This is a genomic window from Chlamydia serpentis (assembly GCF_900239945.1).
GTDB classification, from domain to species: domain Bacteria; phylum Chlamydiota; class Chlamydiia; order Chlamydiales; family Chlamydiaceae; genus Chlamydia; species Chlamydia serpentis.
Genome location: NZ_LT993738.1, coordinates 741,030 through 758,677, shown reverse-complemented (window position 1 = coordinate 758,677; position 17,648 = coordinate 741,030). Strand labels below are relative to the sequence as shown.

Sequence of the window (17,648 nt, the reverse complement as noted above, 5' to 3'; positions counted from 1 at the left end):
TCTAACTCTGTTGCATTCAGGGGGAAAGCCAAGGAGATATATTGTCTGCCGTATGACTGTATATTTTTTTGGCTTTTTTGTTCTTTATTTCCTACTAGATGCCTAAATAGCTCAGTTGGTAGAGCAACACATTCGTAACGTGTAGGTCGTCGGTTCGACCCCGGCTTTGGGCATACTCTTTAAACACCCTACATTTAAGATCATATTAAAAGCCATTAGTAGATAAGTCTTTAGTTAACTCCTTCAATACATTAGCTCGTAAGTATGAAATCGTATCTTTCTGCAGATTCCTGGATGCTTCAGGTTGTTGTAGGGCAAGATGTGCTCGACGGGTTTGCCAAAATAATGGATTCCATATCGGATGACTTTGAGACGTTTTGATCCATCCTAAATCTATACCAAGTTGTATCCAGCTTAAAGCATCTAAAGTTTCTTTCAGTTCAAGCTGGCATGAATGGGTAAGTAGCCCCAGAGCACGGAGGCTATGATTTTTTAAACTGCAGGAATTCTCTTCAGAAAGCCGTTTTTTTGCTGCAACCTCAGCAACACTAACTTTGGATGCTGCTATCCTTAGAGAGGAAAGAAGTTGTTCTTCAGTTAGTCCTAGAGAACAGCGATTAGATAATACAACAATATTACCAGGAAATCCTGCCGTGCCCGGTAAAAGGCTGGAAGTTACTAACTCAGCCTCTGCATCCAAAAGATCCATAAATTCCTGACAATATAGCAGTGCAGGAACATGTAAGAAACATTGGGTTTTTAAACCCGTACCACAATTTTTAGGATTAGTTGTTAAAAATCCAAATTCCGAAGAAAAAGCAAAAGATAGCTTATTATGAAGACAGCTATCTAAATGTACTAGTTGATCAAGAGTCTTTTCAACATTTCCCTGAAAATCGATCGTATGTATTATCAGATGATCTTGGAAGTTTATAGCAGCTAAAAAGTCTCCCGACCTACTAACTATAAGAGCCTCACCTTCAGGATTTCCTGTCACATCATAGGGGAGCAAGAAATGTTCAAATAGAAATTCTTTTTGCCATAGAGGGATGTCTTTTAAGGGTAGAACAATAAATTCCCCGAAACCTTCAATATTGTTGAAATGAGATGTTATAAATTGAAGAATTTCTAATTTCTGTTCTCTAGATAAAGAAGGAAGGAACTTAGATACAGAGAGATTTCTAGATAAAGAAAATGTTGTTGCAGGCCATACCTTGTTAGTCTGCCCATTTTCCTTTCTTTTTACCAAATTCTCTAATAAATCATTGGGAAGAGTCATGTGAATTTTTGGTTTTTAAATGATTAATTTGGTCACGGATTACTGCTGCTTGCTCATAGTCCTCTCGTTCTAGGGTATCTTGTAAAGCTTCATTTAATGCTATAAGTTTTAAAAGAGGGTTTGTGTTCGAAGATTCTCCAGGTGCGCGACCTATATGGAGATAACCTTGACCCTTTTCCATAGTAAATGATGAAGACACTGCGCCATCATTCTTAAGCTTAGTCGTAATCTGATTTTTGAAGTTTGTATAACACTGGTAGCAACCTAGAAGCTGCTCACCTTCTTCTCGAGAATGCCATTTGGTTTTACAATTACCACATTCTACAGTAACAACCCCGCCTACTTGAGGTAGGTTAAGGTGTTCGTTATTATAGTAGTGGCTAGGACAAGGACAGCTTAGACATACGTAAGAACGTATCGTCCTATCTTTATCTATTTCTGTATAACATATGGTCGCAGGCTTTTGACAATGATAACACTGGGGATTGGGTGGGTTCACCATGAGTTAAGCTCCGTTCCGCTTGGTACCTAGTACTCATAGCAAAAATAGAACTAAGGAGAAAATTATTTTTTAGAAAAAAGGCTAACAAGAATAACTAAATGGGTCTTGAAGGATTTGAACCTGCGACCCCCTCATTAAAAGTGAGGTGCTCTAACCGCTGAGCTAAAGACCCGAAACATCTTGTTAGTCTTATACTTTGACCCCAAGGGGATTCGAACCCCTGTTACCGGAATGAAAATCCGATGTCCTGGGCCAGGCTAGACGATGGGGCCAAGACGAATAAAGTTTACTAATTTTCTCTCTTTAGAGCAATCTTTTCCCTCTATATGGTCAAGAAAAACCCTAAGAAAAATCGAAAAGTACTAGATGCTTATATCGAAGCTATTTCCGATTCTTTTTGTTTTGTTAGTTCATCAAGTTGTTTACAGAACTTATCAGTTAAATCCTGAATCTTCTTTTCAGTGCCTTTTACAACATCTTCTGTAAGTGTAGAATCTTTTTTTAATTTATCGTTCGCTTCTCTTCGAATATTTCTAATATTGATCTTAGCTTCTTCACACTTACGGCGAAGTTGTTTAATCATCTCCTGTCGATAATCCGCAGTAGGTTCAGGAACTTTAATCCGCAGTATTGATCCCTCAACTTCTGGTTGCAAATTTAAATTCGCTGCAATAATTCCTTTGGCAATCGCCGAGGTATTATTTCCATCATAGGGAGAAATAACAAGTTGACGGACATCAGCGACAGAAATCGAAGCAATATCTGATAAACGCATTGTAGTGCCGTAAACATCCACTATAACAGTTTCTACTAATGCTGGATGAGCTTTCCCCGTTCTAAATGACTTTACTTCTTTATGAAAAAAATCTAGGGCCGCAGCCATTTTTTTCTCAGTTTCTTGGAGAACTGACATGATTGATATCCTCGCTAATTAATGTCCCAATTGTAGGATCAAACAGAGCCTTCTCTAAAGAGTGTTGTAAAAAGCTAAAGACACGAATCGGAATATGAGAATCCATACAGAGAGAAATTGCTGACGCGTCCATTACTCCTAACTGACTGCTCAAAAAATCCTTATAAGATATAAAATCATATTTTACAGAGTCCGGGAAAAGCCTAGGATCTTTATCATAGACACCATCGACATGCATAGTCGCCTTAATTAAAACATCAACATTCAATTCACAAGCTCGTAAAGCGGCTCCAGTATCTGTAGTGAGATAAGGAGATCCTGCTCCAGTGGTGCAAATAAGAATTTTACCCTGATCCAAAGCTTCAATAGATTTTTGTGGAGTATAAAGATCAGCTAACTGCGGGCAGGATAAGGTAGAGGTCAGAAGACAAGGAATATCCTCAGCTTTTAAAGCATCTGCTACTGCCATACCGTTGATCAAAGTCGCCAACATACCCATCTGGTCTGCTGATACACGATTAATTTGAAGTTCCTTTTGCTCAGCAAGCCCTCTTAAAATATTACCACCACCAATAACAATGGCAATTTCAATATCGTTATTACGAACCGCTCTTAGCTCTGATACAAGCCGGGATAAGCGCATTTCATCAATTCGGTTGCTAGAATCTTTGGATAATGCTTCCCCAGAAATCTTAAACAAGACTCGTGTAGTTTGCTTAGCCATGTTTTTGTTAAGCTCCTATTTTCCATAAAATGAACTGTTTTAATTCAACAGAACTTCCAGAGGTCTTTGAGAAATCATCTATTAAGTCACGAATAGAAAGGTCAGAGTTCTTAATAAATGGTTGTTCTAATAAACAGGCTTCTTGGAAGAATGTATTTAATTTTCCTGAAACAATTTTCTCAACTACTTCTTGGGGTTTCCCTTGGACTTGAGAAATGATAACCTCTTTTTCTTTAGCAATAACTTCAGCAGGAACACTTTCTTTGCTTAGAAATTGAGGTTGAGCAGCAACAATGTGCATAGCAATGTCTTTCGCTAAACCTTCGGCAATGGATGAGCCTATGAGGACAGTCAGAGCAACGGTTTTCCCATTACCATGAGAATAGATACCTATACTGGAGTTTGAGTCTTTAGGAAGATAGGCAACTCTATTAATACGGATGTTTTCTCCTACCGTTTGCATAGTAACTGCTCTTAACTCATCTACAGAGAGAGAAGGATCTTGAGAAGAAACTACTTGAGATAGGGCATCAACAGTATCGACTTTATATTTTAAAACATCATTGAGCAAACTGGAAACGAAGTCTCTAAATACAGCATTATTGGCTACAAAGTCGGTTTCTACATTTACTTCAATTAAAGCAGTTCCGTTATTGTCAGTTTTAGCTGCAATTACGCCTTCTTTGGTTTCCCTGTGCTCCTTTTTCCCTGCAGAGGCGAGTCCAAGCTTTCGCAAATAGACTACTGCTTCTTCTAGATTTCCTGCGCAAGCTTCTAAAGCTTCCTTACACTTTGTTAACCCCACACCAGTTTGTTGTCTTAATGTTTTTAGGGTTTCCATAGAAAAGTCGCTCATTAGTTTGCCTCGCCGTCAAATTTTTTTGCTAATAGATCTTCTTGTCGATTGTCTTCCTGGGATGGATCATTTTCACCAGTTTCAAAAGCAGCAAGATCGGGTGTTTCTAAGGATTTCACTGGAGAAACAATTTCTATACCAAGCTTATGTTTAGCATCGATAATATTTTCTTTAATGACATTGATGATCAAACGGATGCTCTTTAAAGAGTCATCATTACATGGAATGACATAGTCAATAGGAGAAGGATCACAATTTGTATCAACAAGAGCGAGAACGGGAATACCTAGCTTTTTAGCTTCTGCAACAGCAATTTTTTCGTAACTAGGATCAACAACTACTAGGAGACCAGGGGCCTTCTTCATGTAACGGATCCCTTCAAGATTTCTCAATAATTTTTGATGGCGTTTAGCTAAGAGAGCAGCTTCTTTTTTAGTAAGATAAGCTTGATTGCGTATTAAATCTTTTTCAATTTTATCTAAAGTTTTAATGGAATTACGAATCGTGGTCATATTGGTTAACATCCCACCTAACCAACGTTCGGCAACAAAGAATTCGCCAGCCTCTATAGCAGCTTCTCGCATGACACATTTTGCTTGTTTTTTTGTTCCTACAAATAGAACTGTTTTATTCTCTTGTATAACTTTGCGAATGTGGGGGAGAGCATTACGTAGTTGTTGTAAAGTTTTTGCTAGATTAATAATGTAAAGACCATTTTTTTCCTCAAAGATGTAAAGTTTCATCTTTGGGTTCCATCTTCGTGTTTGATGTCCAAAATGAGCACCAGCACCCATAAGATCTTTAACGGAAAGTTTGCAAGATTGGAATTCCAAGCTTTGTACCTCTATTTCAAAATTAGAATACGTTAACAACGGCATCTTGACATAAACGTCAAGATTTCAGTCTTGGTTGTGTTTGAAGAAAGCGCCCGATCAGAATCGAACTGACACCGGTAGCTTGGAAGGCTACAGCTCTACCATTGAGCTACGGGCGCAAACCGAATTAGAAGGTATAGTAGTGAACGAATACTTTTAAAGCAAGCATGTAATCTACGTGAAGCTATTGAGTAATAGCATAAGTAAATTATTAAATTGTCTTGATTGAGTGTGGAATATAGTAGAAATAAAAATTGCCCAGAAATTCGAAAATTCTGAGCATAAATCAGAGTCTAACAGGTAGACTCTGATAACAAGGTGAGGAGAAACTCTAAGCAAATCTTTAGAATCTGAACTGACCAGAGACGTGAGCAGCTCTCTCGTTGATTAAACGAGCTTCTGCGGTCAAAGACCATTTATCAGCGTCAACTAAAGTAGCTCCTACAGTGACTCCACAAGCCTTTCTAGACTTCATCTTATTTATCTGACAGGAAACAATTTGCATGAAATCAGCAAACTTATTAGAGCCGTCAAGAGCTGTAGCTTGGCCTAATAAAGTTGGATTCCAAGTAGTCAAGTTTAAAATAGCTGTTGCTAATTTTGGTTGCGCAATACGGATAGTATCAGCATCAAAAGTAGCTCTTGACCATTGCACGCCAATGTAAGGTACTAGAGAGTTTAGTCTATAGGATAAAGCTGCACCTACTTGCCACTCGTGATAGTTGATGGTCGCAGCCTTTAGATTGGTGGCGTTCGCTGTGCCAGCATCTGTTGGCAAGGGGAAAGCACTGGTGGCGCCTTTATAACCCTTAGGCTTATTTATACTGAATTGCGCTGTGTTACAGATAACATTGAGTTCTTCAACTTTAGGCTTAGACTGTGCGTATTGGAATTCTGCTCCCAAAGTTGCGCAACCACATTCCCATAAAGCTCCACGAGCACCCACGCTCCAAGAGAAAGTTGTGTCTGTGTACAATTCTACAATTCCATTGCTTAAAGTCGCGTTAGGTAATTCAGCTGCATCTAGAGAAGTTCCAGACACTCCAATTAAACCAACGAGGTTAAAAGTTGCGGAATTTCCTTTGATGTAACCGCTGGTCGCACCTAGAGTGCAGAATACATCAAAACGGTCCCAAATGTTTAAAGTAACGGAGCCGCCATTTGTAAACCACTCAGCATCGTGAAGGTGTTTATTGTAAGCCAAGTTTTCTCTGTCAGTAGCAGTCTTGAAATTTGCTGGAGTGTTTCCTGTAGGCTGTGCACCCATAGAAATGGTCTTAGGCACGTCGACTTTTAGAATACGGTCGAAAACATAATCTCCGTAAAATCCAACGCGTAAGCTGATAGCATCACACCAAGTGGCGCAAGGATCACAAGGATCTGCTGGAGCCCCTTCCCATATTGTACCATCAATTAATAAGCTTGGTTCGGAAGGGTTCCCTACAGGCAAGGCTTGTAAGGAGCCGCTAACACAACCAGCAAATGCGGCGGATAATAACGCCGACTTTAAGAGTTTTTTCATACTCACCTCTAAAGATTATGCTTAGTATCTTTTTTTTATGTGCTCGCTATTACTCATATTTTGGCGACACGATGTCCAAATTAAAGCCAGACAAGATATCCTGCAGGCAAATTTAGGAAGCTCTTATCAGTGAAAAACGGCCTTAAATATGAACATACAGCTCATTAGTCGAAAACATATCAAACTTTTCTTATTATAGTAAAGACGATAAGAACATTAAGTGCTTTCAGCCGCAAATTTTAACCAAGAACTTCTCTTATGAGCTATAAGAAAGCTATAGCTTTTTTGTATATTCTTTTCATTATATATGTAATGTAGTTTTATTTGAAAACACCTTCTGAATGCCTTCTTAAAGGTTTTTCTTCAGAGATTTTTTTTATTTATTTTTATTATTCAGAATATGATTTTTGATTTTAATGTGTTTTGATTAAATGAAAATTAGTTGTTTTTTGAGCATTATTTTTGCCGATTTTTGTTTGATTAAATAGACTGTTATTTTTGAAGGCCATGATTTTTTTATTCTATTTAGAAAAGTATCATTAAAAATATTCTGAAAGCATTATTTCTGTAATTGCCATAGAATAATTAAGGTCATAATATCCATAGTTATGAAACGACCTAGCAAATTTCCAATTTATCTTTCTATTGCTGAAAAGACTAACAAATTGTTGTCAGGGATTGTAATTGCTTTTGGAGTGATTGCCTTGCGCTTATGGTATCTTGCTGTTGTTGAGCACGAACAAAAGCTAGAAGAGGCATATAAACCACAGATTAGAATGATTCCTCAATATGTTGAAAGGGCAACTATTTGTGATCGTTTTGGAAAGGCATTGGCTACCAATCAGTTACAGTATAATGTGAGTATTGCTTATGGAGCTATTCGTGATTTACCTGCTCGGGCTTGGCGTCTTGATAAAGAAGGGAAAAAACAATTAATCCCTGTGCGTAAGCACTATATTTATTGTTTATCAGAGCTTTTATCGCAGGAATTACATTTAGATCGGGAGATTATTGAAGATGCGATTCATGCAAAAGCCTCTGTATTAGGTTCTGTTCCCTATTTGTTGGCCGCTAATGTCTCCGAGCGTACTTATTTGAAACTTAAAATGTTATCTAAAGATTGGCCTGGCCTGCATGTAGAAGCTGTAGTACGTCGTTATTATCCGCAAGGAAGTATAGCTTCAGATATTTTAGGCTACGTAGGGCCTATCAGTCCTGAAGAATATAAGAGAGTGACTCAAGAATTAAGTCGACTGCGTGAGTGCATCCGTGCCTATGAAGAAGGAGAGGATCCTAAATTACCTGAAGGATTAGGGAGTATAGATCAGGTGCGTGCTTTATTAGAATCTATGGAGAGTAATGCTTATAGTTTAAACGCTTTAGTGGGAAAGATGGGAGTAGAAGCGCAATGGGATTCGAAATTACGCGGTAAGATTGGGAAAAAAACGATTCTTGTCGATCGTCGTGGCAACTTCATTCAAGAAATGGAAGGGGCGATTCTAGAAACTCCTGGCACTAGGTTACAATTGGCATTATCTACAGAATTACAGGCTTATGCAGACTCTCTGCTTTTAGAATATGAAAGAACAGATTCATTTCGCAGTGCAAAGTCTTTAAAAAAACAGGAAAAACTTCCTCCTTTGTTTCCTTGGATTAAAGGAGGAGCTATCATTGCTTTAGATCCGAATAATGGAGAGGTTCTAGCTATGGCTTCTTCTCCTCGTTATCGTAATAATGATTTTGTGAATGTTAAAGTCGCTGAAGATTCTAAGGGACTACGATCTTCTATTTATCGATGGTTAGAAAATAAAGAACATATTGCAGAAATTTATGATAGAAAAGTTCCTTTATGTAGAGAAAGACGGCATCCTCTTACAGGATTATGTTATGAAGAGATTCTCCCATTAACTTTTGATTGCTTTCTAGATTTTCTTTTTCCAGAACATTCTATTATTAAATTGCAGTTAAAAACACAAAGTTTTGTAGGACAAGCAATAGAAGTGCAAAACTCTGTAAACCGTTTGCTGGCTTTATTTTCTTACCAAGAAGGGAATATTCCTAGTTCAGCCATTTTTGATGCTGTATTTCCTGATACAGAGGGACATATCCTTATACGTGAGGTGATATCTGTTCAGCAGCAAAAATGGATAGCGGAATGTTTGGATAACTATAGGGTCGATATTGAAGAAATCAAGGAAGAATTATATCAAACTTTAGGTAGTTTTTCTGCAAATTACGAAAAGATTTTATACATAGACTTGCTTAGACTCATTATAGATCCGAGGCGTTTTTCTTCCACACTTCCTCCAGATGTTTATCAATTGTCATTATCACAATTTGCGGAGCTTCAAGGGCGTTATGTTGTAGTTCGAGCTGCATTTTCTAGTATTTTACAAGATGTCTTCAATGAGGTGCATTTTAAATTGTGGCGTAAAACGCAATTTCCTGAATATCTTGCTAATAAGCGTAAAGAAGAAGCTCTGAGAAGACAGCGATATCCTACCCCTTATGTGGACTATTTAGAAGAAGAAAAGACAAAACAATATAGAGCATTTTGCCAAGAGCATTTAGATGAATTTCTTGCGTACCTATTTGCTCAAGCTCCTTGTAAGGATGGCTTACAACCTTACTATGATGTTTTAGATTTATGGATAAACGAACTGGATCATGGAGCTCATAGAGCTTTGTCTTGGTATGAGAGTTATGTTTTTCTAAAAGAGCGTTTGTCAAATCTCTTACAATATCTCCCCTCACTTTTTTCTACATTTCGTGAATTCAGTGATTTGCAGCGTTCTTTGTTAGGGAAGTATCCTACCACGATTCTAAGGAATAAGGTTCAAATCGAACAAGATTTAGCAGCTGCTTTTTATCCTGTATATGGATACGGGTATTTACGTCCTCATGCCTATGGTCAAGCAGCGACATTAGGCTCCATTTTTAAACTAGTATCTGCTTATTCTGTATTATCTCAACGAATCTTATGGGGACATAGTGAAGATTCTGGGAGTCCTTTAACAATTATTGATAAGAATTCATTTGGATATAGGAGCACAAAGCCTCATGTAGGCTTTTTTAAAGATGGTACACCGATTCCTACGTTTTTTCGAGGAGGCAGTTTGCCGGGAAATGATTTTTTAGGACGAGGTTTTATTGACTTAGTTTCAGCATTAGAGATGTCAAGTAACCCTTTCTTTTCTTTGTTGGTAGGAGAATGTCTTGCTGATCCTGAAGATTTAGCAGATGCCGCCTCTTTATTTGGTTTTGGAGAGAAAACAGGAGTAGGACTTCCAGGAGAATATGCGGGTAGAGTTCCTCATGATTTAGCTTATAACCGTTCCGGTTTGTATGCCGCGGCTATTGGACAGCATACTCTTGTCGTAACTCCTTTACAAACCGCAGTGATGCTTGCATCTTTGGTTAATGGAGGTATCGTTTATGTCCCTAAGTTGTTGCTTGGAGAGTGGGAAGGAGAGACATTTTGTTTTCAACCTCCTATAAAAAAACGAACGATTTTTATGCCTGATTCTGTAGTTGAAACGCTTAAAACTGGTATGCGCAATGTTATCTGGGGGCAATATGGCACGGCTCGGGCAATACAAAGCCAGTTTCCTCCACAACTTTTGCAGCGTGTTATTGGAAAGACTAGTACAGCAGAATCAATTATGCGTGTAGGACTAGATCGTGAATATGGCACTATGAAAATGAAAGATGTTTGGTTTGCTGCTATAGGATTTGCTGACCAAGATTTATCTATTCCTACGATTGTAGTTGTTGTCTATTTACGATTAGGAGAGTTTGGTCGAGATGCTGCTCCTATGGCGGTGAAAATGATTGATATGTGGGAAAAAATTCAAAAAAAGGAAAATTTTTTACAGAGATAAGTTTATCTTGGCACGGTTTTTGCTCCTTATGAAGTTGAGATTAACGAACCATGTGCTGGGAGAAATATCCATGGAAGAAGCTGCTAAACATTTGGCAAAAGAATTCCTTTGTTCAGGAATTAACTTGTTCCTAAGCGGTGAATATGAGCAAGCAGAGAAAAGATTAAAAGAAACCCTAGAATTAGATTCTACAGCAGCTTTAGCTTATTGTTATTTAGGGATTATTGCATTAGAGACTGGAAGAGTAGCTGAGGCATTAGATTGGTGTTCAAAAGGGTTGGCATCCGAACCTGGAGATAGTTATTTACGCTATTGTTATGGTGTGGCTTTGGATCGCGGAAACCAGCCTGAAGAGGCCATAGAGCAGTATCGCGCTTATGTTGCTTTACATCCTGATGACGTGGAATGTTGGTTTAGCCTTGGAAGCGTCTATCATCGTGTTAAGAGATGCAAAGAAGCAATAGAGTGTTTTGATAAAATTCTTGCGCTTGACCCTTGGAATCCTCAAAGTTTATATAACAAAGCAGTTATTCTTTCCGAAATGGAAGATGACACAGAGTCGATTCGCCTACTTGAAGTTGCTGTAGGGAAAAATCCTCTATATTGGAAAGCTTGGGTAAAGTTAGGCTTTTTGCTTTCTAGGAGTAAACGATGGGACAAAGCTACAGAGGCATATGAACGTGTTGTTCAGCTACGTCCTGATTTGTCCGATGGTCATTATAACTTAGGTTTATGCTATCTCACTTTAGATAAAACACGATTAGCTTTAAAAGCTTTTCAAGAAGCATTATTTCTGAACGCTGAAGATGCTGACGCTCATTTTTATGTTGGACTTGCTCATATGGATCTTAAGCAAATGCAACAAGCCTATGAGTCGTTTAATAGCGCGTTATCTATTAATTTAGAGCATGAGCGTTCACACTATCTTCTAGGGTATTTACATCATATGCAGGGAGAAGCAGATAAAGCAGCAAAAGAGCTTCTCTTTTTGCAAAAGAAAGACTCTATGTTTGCTCCGTTATTGCAGAAGACTGTGACATTAGATCCTTCCTCATTGCAGTTCGAGAGACGTTTGGATGCAATTTCTTAAAAGAGAGCAACTCTCTTTGCTTATAGATCTAAGAAAGAAACGGCGCTTAAAGTAATAGAAAAGTAATACTTTTCAACAAAATGAGCAGACAAAAAATTTTTGTTTCTTTAAAGTCGCTTTGCATGTAAGCACTTTAGTGTGTTCCATGCTGATGGTGTGATCTCCAAGGGAGTAGGGGTTTTATAAAAGATCCTTTCTCTTTTCTTCTTGGCTTGAAAGAGGTAGGTTCGTCTTTCAAGCCTTCTTTGTTGTACGGAAAAAATAATCTGTATGTTATCTTACCTTCATCCTCGTGTAATTTAGCGTGAAAATTAAATATTTTTACACGATAGGATTAATGTTATGAGTGAGTCAGTAAAAGTTTTTTTAGAGGAACGCGAAGACTATCCCTATGGCTTTGTCACTGCCATAGAGTCTCAAGGATTGACTCGAGGGTTAGGAGAAGAAACTATTCAAGAAATAGCTAGCCTACGTAACGAACCTCAATTTATTATAGATTTTCGTTTAAAAGCTTATCGCCATTGGAAACAATTACATGAACCTGCTTGGGCGCGCTTGCATTATGATCGTATAGACTATGATGATATAGTCTATTTTTCCTCCCCCAAACAGAAAAAACCTCTTGGGCGTTTAGAGGATGCTGACCCAGAAATTCTAGATACTTTCAAAAAATTAGGAATACCTTTAGACGAGCAAAGGCGTTTGCTAAACGTAGAAAATATTGCTGTAGATTTAGTTTTTGATTCTGTCTCTATTGGAACGACATTTAAAGAATCGTTGGAAAAAGCGGGCGTGATCTTCTGCTCTTTAGGAGAAGCAATTCAAGAGCACCCAACATTGGTAAAAAAATATTTAGGGTCAGTAGTTTCGCATCGTGATAATTTTTTTGCAGCTTTGAACGCAGCTGTTTTTAGTGATGGCTCCTTTGTGTATGTGCCTAAAGGTGTCAAGTGTCCTATGGATATTTCTACGTACTTTCGAATTAACAATAAAGAAGCAGGCCAATTCGAACGTACACTCATTATTGTAGAAGATGGTGGTTATGTGAGTTATCTTGAGGGCTGTACAGCACCAGCGTATTCTTCAAATCAATTACACGCTGCTGTTGTTGAGCTAATTGCTCATGAGCAATCTGTTATACGATATTCTACAGTTCAAAATTGGTATTCCGGAGATAAAAAGACAGGCAAAGGTGGGGTTTATAATTTTGTAACTAAACGGGGTTTATGTGCGGGATATCGTTCAAAAATCTCGTGGTCACAAGTTGAAGTTGGAGCTGCAATTACCTGGAAATATCCTAGTTGTATTTTAAAGGGGAATGAGAGTCTAGGGGAATTTTATTCTGTAGCTCTTACGAGTGGAAAGATGCAGGCAGACACAGGAACTAAAATGTTGCATCTAGGGAAAAATACTTCATCGACAGTAATATCTAAAGGGATTTCCTCTGATGAGTCTAAAAACACATTCAGAAGTTTAGTTTTCTTAGGGAAACAGGCTGATTATAGTAGTAACTATACTCAGTGTGATTCTATGTTAATAGGTAAAACTTCAGGGGCTTATACTGATCCAAAGATTGTAGTAGAAAACGCAACGTCTTCTATCGAACATGAAGCAACCACGTCGAAATTGCGTGAGGATCAATTGCTATACTTGCGTAGCCGTGGATTAAGTCCAGAAGAATCTGTAAGCTTGGTAATTCATGGTTTTTGTCGAGAAATTATAGAGCAATTACCCTTAGAGTTTGCGCAGGAAGCATCTAAGTTATTGTTAATTAAATTAGAAAATAGCGTGGGTTAGGTTTAATGTTAAGAATAGAACACTTACATGCCGGCTGTAATGACGTAAAGATTTTGGATGATTTTAATCTTCACATTCAACCAGGAACAATGCATGTTATTATGGGGCCTAATGGAGCAGGGAAATCTACCTTGGCTAAAATTTTGGCTGGAGATGAGAGTGTATTGGTGTCTTCAGGTAAGATTGTATTACAAGATAAAAATTTGCTTTCTATGTTGCCAGAAGAGCGTTCTCGATCAGGATTATTCATTGGTTTTCAATCGCCTCCTGAGATTCCTGGTGTAAACAATAAGATGTTTTTGCGAGATGCTTATAATGCTCGTCGTCGTGCCAATCAGGAAGAAGATATTTCAATCGATGAGTTTAATATTCTCCTTTCCACAGTATTAGAAACTTACGATTACAATACCGTAGATCTATTTTTGGATAGAAATGTTAATGAGGGTTTTTCTGGTGGAGAAAGGAAACGGAATGAGATTTGCCAAATGCTAGTTTTAGAACCTGAAATGGTGCTTTTAGATGAACCTGATTCTGGTTTAGATGTAGATGCCTTGCGTTTGATTTGCAGGGTATTGGAAAGATATCGTGAATTACATCCTAGAAGTGCTTTATGTATTGTGACTCATAATCCTAAGTTAGGGAATCTTATGAACCCTGATTTTGTTCATCTTTTGCTTGATGGCAGAGTAGCTCTTGCGGGAGATGTTTCTTTGATGCAGGAGTTGGAGGAAAAGAGTTACCAAGAGGTGATCGGGCGTGTTACGTGGAGATAAAATGTTAGTTTCAATAGAAACATTTTCTTCTATTGCTTCTGGTTCTCCTGTGCATAAAGCTGCAGAGGCTTGTTATACTCAATATAGTAAGCGGTCTTCATCTAAAGAAGTGTTGAGTAGCTTTTCATGGATTCAGGATTTAACTCTTTCTCCTGATCGTTACAGTCTTGCGACTGGGGCTTCAGAGTTGATCAAACAACATTGGTTACATAACAACCATTCGTTAGCCTTTGAATGTATTTTAATTAATGGAAAATATGAACCCTCATTATCACAGCTACCTGAAGGGGTTATCGTTTGTGGTATAGACGAAGCTCGAACCTCGTTTTCTCCTTTCATGGAGAACTTGGATGTAAAAAAGCACCCTTTAGGATTTTTGAATGCGGTGTGTTCTGAAGGTCGTGGTGTATTGATTTACATTCCCGAAGGGATGCAAACAAGTGACCCGATTTTTATCCGTCACATCAGCTTTGCTACAGTTTTAGATCAGGAAGTGATCTTTTCCCCTAAAGTCATGATTATTTTGGGTCAACAAGCCTCTGCTCAAATTCAAATATCGCATCATTCTGAATTTGAAGGCGATGAATCTAATACAACCATAGTGAATGGAGCTGCCGAACTCTTTATTGGAGAAGGGGCAGAGCTTATGTTGTTTATGGTCCCGAGGTATTCTAATCAAGATAGATTGAGTTGGTCTAACATTGCGACAATAGAAGAAGACGGCAAGTGTATGATTACTCAAAATTTTCTTGAAAATTGTCAAGGTTTCGGATCCTTTGATAATACGTACTATCTAGCAGGGCAACGGGCACAAGCAGAGTCATATGTGGTCATCCAATCTCCTAAAAAAACCTGGGTTACTAACTTAATGCATCATGATGCTGAAGCAACAGTATCACGTCAGAACATTAAGTCAGTTTTATATTCTGGACATTTCTTATTTGAGGGAACGATTTCTATTTCGTCTCAGGGAATCTTATCAGATGCATATCAGAAACATGACACATTGTTGTTAACTCCAGATGCACAAGTGTCGACTTTCCCTCGCTTGGAGATAGAGATAGATGAAGTGAAGGCATCTCATGGAGCTACAGTAGGGCCTTTGGATCCTCAACAGATATTTTATATGCGTTCTCGCGGTATGACGGAAATAGAAGCTCAAGAAAAATTAGTTCAAGGGTTTCTAAGGCAAGGGACTTCTTCCGAGATATTTTTGGAATCACCCTTTCAATTAAATCAGGCCTTATAGGGAACATAAGGGGGATTATGAGAGAAAGGTGGTTAAAAGGGGATTTTCCTATTTTTACTGCTAAAGCAAAAGAAAACGAACCTTTTATTTACTTAGATTCGGCTGCTACAACGCATAAACCTCAACAGGTGATAGATACCCTCTCTAATTTTTATAGCTCATCCTACGGGACTGTAAATCGAGTGATTTATAGTTCTTCCAGGAACGCAACTGAAGCATATGCTGCTGTTCGGGAAAAAGTTCGCAAATGGATATCAGCTGCTTCTGATAATGAAATTGTGTTTACTCGGGGGACAACCGCCGGGTTAAATTTATTGGCGATTTCTGTTAACGATCTATGGATCCCTAAGGGTGGAGTTGTTTTAGTTTCTGAGGCAGAACACCATGCTAATGTTTTGTCTTGGGAGATTGCTTGTAGACGCCGAGGCTCCTTAGTCAAAAAGATAAGAGTAGACGATTCAGGATTAATAGATCTTCATCATTTAGAAGAACTGTTAAACGAAGGTGCTCACTTTGTAAGTATTCCTCATGTGCATAATGTCACAGGGTGTGTGCAACCTCTCAAAGAAGTTGCTAATTTAGTTCATCGCTACAAAGCTTATCTTGCTGTTGATGGAGCTCAAGGAGCTTCTCATATCCCTATCAATGTGCAGCTGTGCGATATAGATTTTTATGTATTTTCTTCTCATAAGATTTACGGTCCTACAGGAACGGGAGTTTTATATGGAAAGAAGGATTTATTAGAACAACTTCCTCCTGTAGAAGGTGGGGGGGATATGGTTGCTATCTATGATAGTCAGCACCCTGAGTATCTTCCCGCACCTATGAAATTTGAAGCCGGGACTCCAAATATAGCAGGAGTTTTAGGTTTAGGTGCTGCTTTGGATTATCTTAGCGAGTTGACAGCCGAATTTATTTATCAGAGAGAAACTGCTCTAACTACATATCTATATAAGCAACTACTTGCGATTCCCAATATAGAGATTTTAGGACCCTCTATCAATGAGCCTAGAGGTGCTCTTGTGAGCATGAGTATCAAGGGAGCACATCCTTTGGATCTAGGTGTTCTATTAGATTTAAAGGGCATTTCTGTTCGGACAGGTCATCAATGTGCACAACCTGCTATGAATCGGTGGGGCATAAGCCACGTTTTAAGAGCATCATTAGGTGTCTACAACGATAAAGATGATATAGATCAGTTTATAGCCGCCTTAAAAGATTCTCTGGATAAGATTCAGAGATAAGACGAATCATGTATTTGAAGAGCCTTCAGCTTGATTTTTAGCCAATTTTTCTAAATATAGCTGCTTACTTTTCTCTTTAATCCAATTTTTCAAATACCTGGAACTTTGCAATAGAGTTGGGCGGATATATTGCATAGGCTTGATATCTAACCGGTATATATTATGAGTTTTAGAGTTTCTATTAATAGTATTTCCTAGGAGAAAAGAATAAGGGTAGTAATCTGCAACGAGCTTACGACTTATAGAATCCGATTTTCCAAAAGGGAAAAGGAAGGATGCAGGCTTTTCTCCTGTTATGTTTTCCAAGTGATTACGGGAAAGTAAAATTTCTGTAGTTAGATAGGGAGGATTGTGCAAGAGGTTTCGAATAGCGAATCCTGAAGATGCTAACTGAATATAGGGAGATTCTGCCATTTCTAAAAGTTCGTTTTGACAGCAAAAAGGCATATGGTTGGAGAAGATTTCATCTTGAAAAGCTAAGGTTTCAGAAGGTTTTAAGCGATAGGAGGGGTTTAGTTTTTGAGCAGTATTGGATGGAATATAGCGAGAAGCTACACCAACAACAGCCGGGATGCCTTGTTGTTGAAGGAAAGGAAAAACATTTGCATAGAAGTCGAAAGAGGCAAAGTCAAACGTGAGCATAAGGAAGTGGCCTCTTCTTAAGCGGGTTCTTGGGAGTATAATAGGAAAAGTTTGTTTAAGAAGTTGTAGGTAGTTTTTTAAACGATTGAATTGCAAGCGCGAATGAGAGAAAAAAACCTGTCGGAAAGCGAGGACTATCAGCATAAAAAGTTTAATACGTCGGGTCTACATCTTCTTGAAAATACAGAGTTAGTGTTCCTGTGATTATTTTAGGAGGAGCGTCTGGATTGGGGATAGGCGGCTGTTCAGGAAATATTTCGGGAAGTTCTTCGATTTCTACAGATTCCGACATAGAGGTCCT

At 38.3% G+C, this 17,648-nt stretch carries 15 protein-coding genes and 4 tRNA genes; 7 read left to right on the top strand and 12 right to left on the bottom strand.

Features of this window, described 5'->3' with window-relative positions:
- Window positions 1–100: 100 nt before the first annotated feature.
- A tRNA-Thr gene (locus C834KP_RS03335) sits at window positions 101–173 on the top strand.
- 32 nt (window positions 174–205) lie between these two features.
- On the opposite strand, the gene C834KP_RS03330 is transcribed toward C834KP_RS03335, so the two are convergent.
- The 10 genes from C834KP_RS03330 to C834KP_RS03285 all read right to left on the bottom strand — a co-directional run bounded on the left by C834KP_RS03330 (window position 206) and on the right by C834KP_RS03285 (window position 6,671).
- Window positions 206–1,279, bottom strand: a complete 1,074-nt coding sequence (locus C834KP_RS03330) for a protein arginine kinase (protein WP_108896765.1) — start codon at window positions 1,277–1,279, stop codon at window positions 206–208.
- Window positions 1,263–1,781 carry a UvrB/UvrC motif-containing protein gene (locus tag C834KP_RS03325; RefSeq protein WP_108896764.1) on the bottom strand — a complete coding sequence of 173 codons (519 nt, stop codon included), beginning with the start codon at window positions 1,779–1,781 and terminating at the stop codon, window positions 1,263–1,265. The genes C834KP_RS03330 and C834KP_RS03325 overlap by 17 nt, the downstream gene beginning before the upstream one ends.
- Window positions 1,782–1,880: 99 nt before the next feature.
- Window positions 1,881–1,953, bottom strand: a tRNA-Lys gene (locus C834KP_RS03320).
- A gap of 25 nt (window positions 1,954–1,978) precedes the next feature.
- Window positions 1,979–2,053: transfer RNA gene (locus C834KP_RS03315), tRNA-Glu, on the bottom strand.
- 98 nt (window positions 2,054–2,151) lie between these two features.
- Window positions 2,152–2,694: a ribosome recycling factor gene (gene frr / locus C834KP_RS03310; RefSeq protein WP_108896763.1), complete on the bottom strand. Its 543-nt coding sequence runs from the start codon at window positions 2,692–2,694 to the stop codon at window positions 2,152–2,154.
- On the bottom strand, window positions 2,672–3,418 hold the full coding sequence (pyrH, locus tag C834KP_RS03305) for a UMP kinase (protein WP_108896762.1): 747 nt from the start codon (window positions 3,416–3,418) through the stop codon (window positions 2,672–2,674). The genes frr and pyrH overlap by 23 nt, the downstream gene beginning before the upstream one ends.
- Window positions 3,419–3,425: 7 nt before the next feature.
- Window positions 3,426–4,274, bottom strand: a complete 849-nt coding sequence (tsf, locus tag C834KP_RS03300; RefSeq protein ID WP_108896761.1) for a translation elongation factor Ts — start codon at window positions 4,272–4,274, stop codon at window positions 3,426–3,428.
- Window positions 4,274–5,107 (bottom strand): 30S ribosomal protein S2, encoded by an 834-nt coding sequence (gene rpsB, locus C834KP_RS03295; RefSeq protein ID WP_108896760.1) that lies wholly within the window; start codon window positions 5,105–5,107, stop codon window positions 4,274–4,276. Before rpsB ends, tsf begins: the two co-directional genes overlap by 1 nt.
- 90 nt (window positions 5,108–5,197) lie before the next feature.
- Window positions 5,198–5,268 (bottom strand) — tRNA-Gly (locus C834KP_RS03290).
- 224 nt (window positions 5,269–5,492) lie between these two features.
- On the bottom strand, window positions 5,493–6,671 hold the full coding sequence (locus C834KP_RS03285) for a porin (protein WP_108896759.1): 1,179 nt from the start codon (window positions 6,669–6,671) through the stop codon (window positions 5,493–5,495).
- A gap of 608 nt (window positions 6,672–7,279) precedes the next feature.
- Between C834KP_RS03285 and C834KP_RS03280 the strand changes: the two genes are divergently transcribed.
- The 6 genes from C834KP_RS03280 to C834KP_RS03255 all read left to right on the top strand — a co-directional run bounded on the left by C834KP_RS03280 (window position 7,280) and on the right by C834KP_RS03255 (window position 16,705).
- Window positions 7,280–10,552 carry a penicillin-binding transpeptidase domain-containing protein gene (locus C834KP_RS03280; RefSeq protein ID WP_108896758.1) on the top strand — a complete coding sequence of 1,091 codons (3,273 nt, stop codon included), beginning with the start codon at window positions 7,280–7,282 and terminating at the stop codon, window positions 10,550–10,552.
- Between the two features lie 70 nt (window positions 10,553–10,622).
- Complete coding sequence (locus C834KP_RS03275) at window positions 10,623–11,642, top strand: tetratricopeptide repeat protein (protein WP_108896757.1); 1,020 nt, start codon at window positions 10,623–10,625, stop codon at window positions 11,640–11,642.
- 342 nt (window positions 11,643–11,984) lie between these two features.
- Window positions 11,985–13,439 carry a Fe-S cluster assembly protein SufB gene (gene sufB, locus C834KP_RS03270; RefSeq protein ID WP_108896756.1) on the top strand — a complete coding sequence of 485 codons (1,455 nt, stop codon included), beginning with the start codon at window positions 11,985–11,987 and terminating at the stop codon, window positions 13,437–13,439.
- A gap of 5 nt (window positions 13,440–13,444) precedes the next feature.
- The gene (sufC, locus tag C834KP_RS03265) at window positions 13,445–14,212 is read left to right on the top strand and encodes a Fe-S cluster assembly ATPase SufC (RefSeq protein WP_108896755.1); all 768 of its coding nucleotides are present in this window, start codon (window positions 13,445–13,447) and stop codon (window positions 14,210–14,212) included.
- Between the two features lies 1 nt (window position 14,213).
- Window positions 14,214–15,461, top strand: a complete 1,248-nt coding sequence (gene sufD, locus C834KP_RS03260; RefSeq protein WP_108896754.1) for a Fe-S cluster assembly protein SufD — start codon at window positions 14,214–14,216, stop codon at window positions 15,459–15,461.
- Between the two features lie 17 nt (window positions 15,462–15,478).
- Window positions 15,479–16,705 (top strand): cysteine desulfurase, encoded by a 1,227-nt coding sequence (locus tag C834KP_RS03255; RefSeq protein WP_108896753.1) that lies wholly within the window; start codon window positions 15,479–15,481, stop codon window positions 16,703–16,705.
- Window positions 16,706–16,711: 6 nt separating this feature from the next.
- Here C834KP_RS03255 and C834KP_RS03250 read toward each other — a convergent pair whose 3' ends face one another.
- Both C834KP_RS03250 and C834KP_RS05285 read right to left on the bottom strand, forming a co-directional pair.
- A complete protein-coding gene (locus C834KP_RS03250; RefSeq protein WP_108896752.1) occupies window positions 16,712–17,491 on the bottom strand; it encodes a polysaccharide deacetylase family protein in 780 nt (259 codons plus the stop codon).
- A gap of 7 nt (window positions 17,492–17,498) precedes the next feature.
- A complete protein-coding gene (locus tag C834KP_RS05285; RefSeq protein ID WP_157951045.1) occupies window positions 17,499–17,639 on the bottom strand; it encodes a hypothetical protein in 141 nt (46 codons plus the stop codon).
- Window positions 17,640–17,648: the final 9 nt, after the last annotated feature.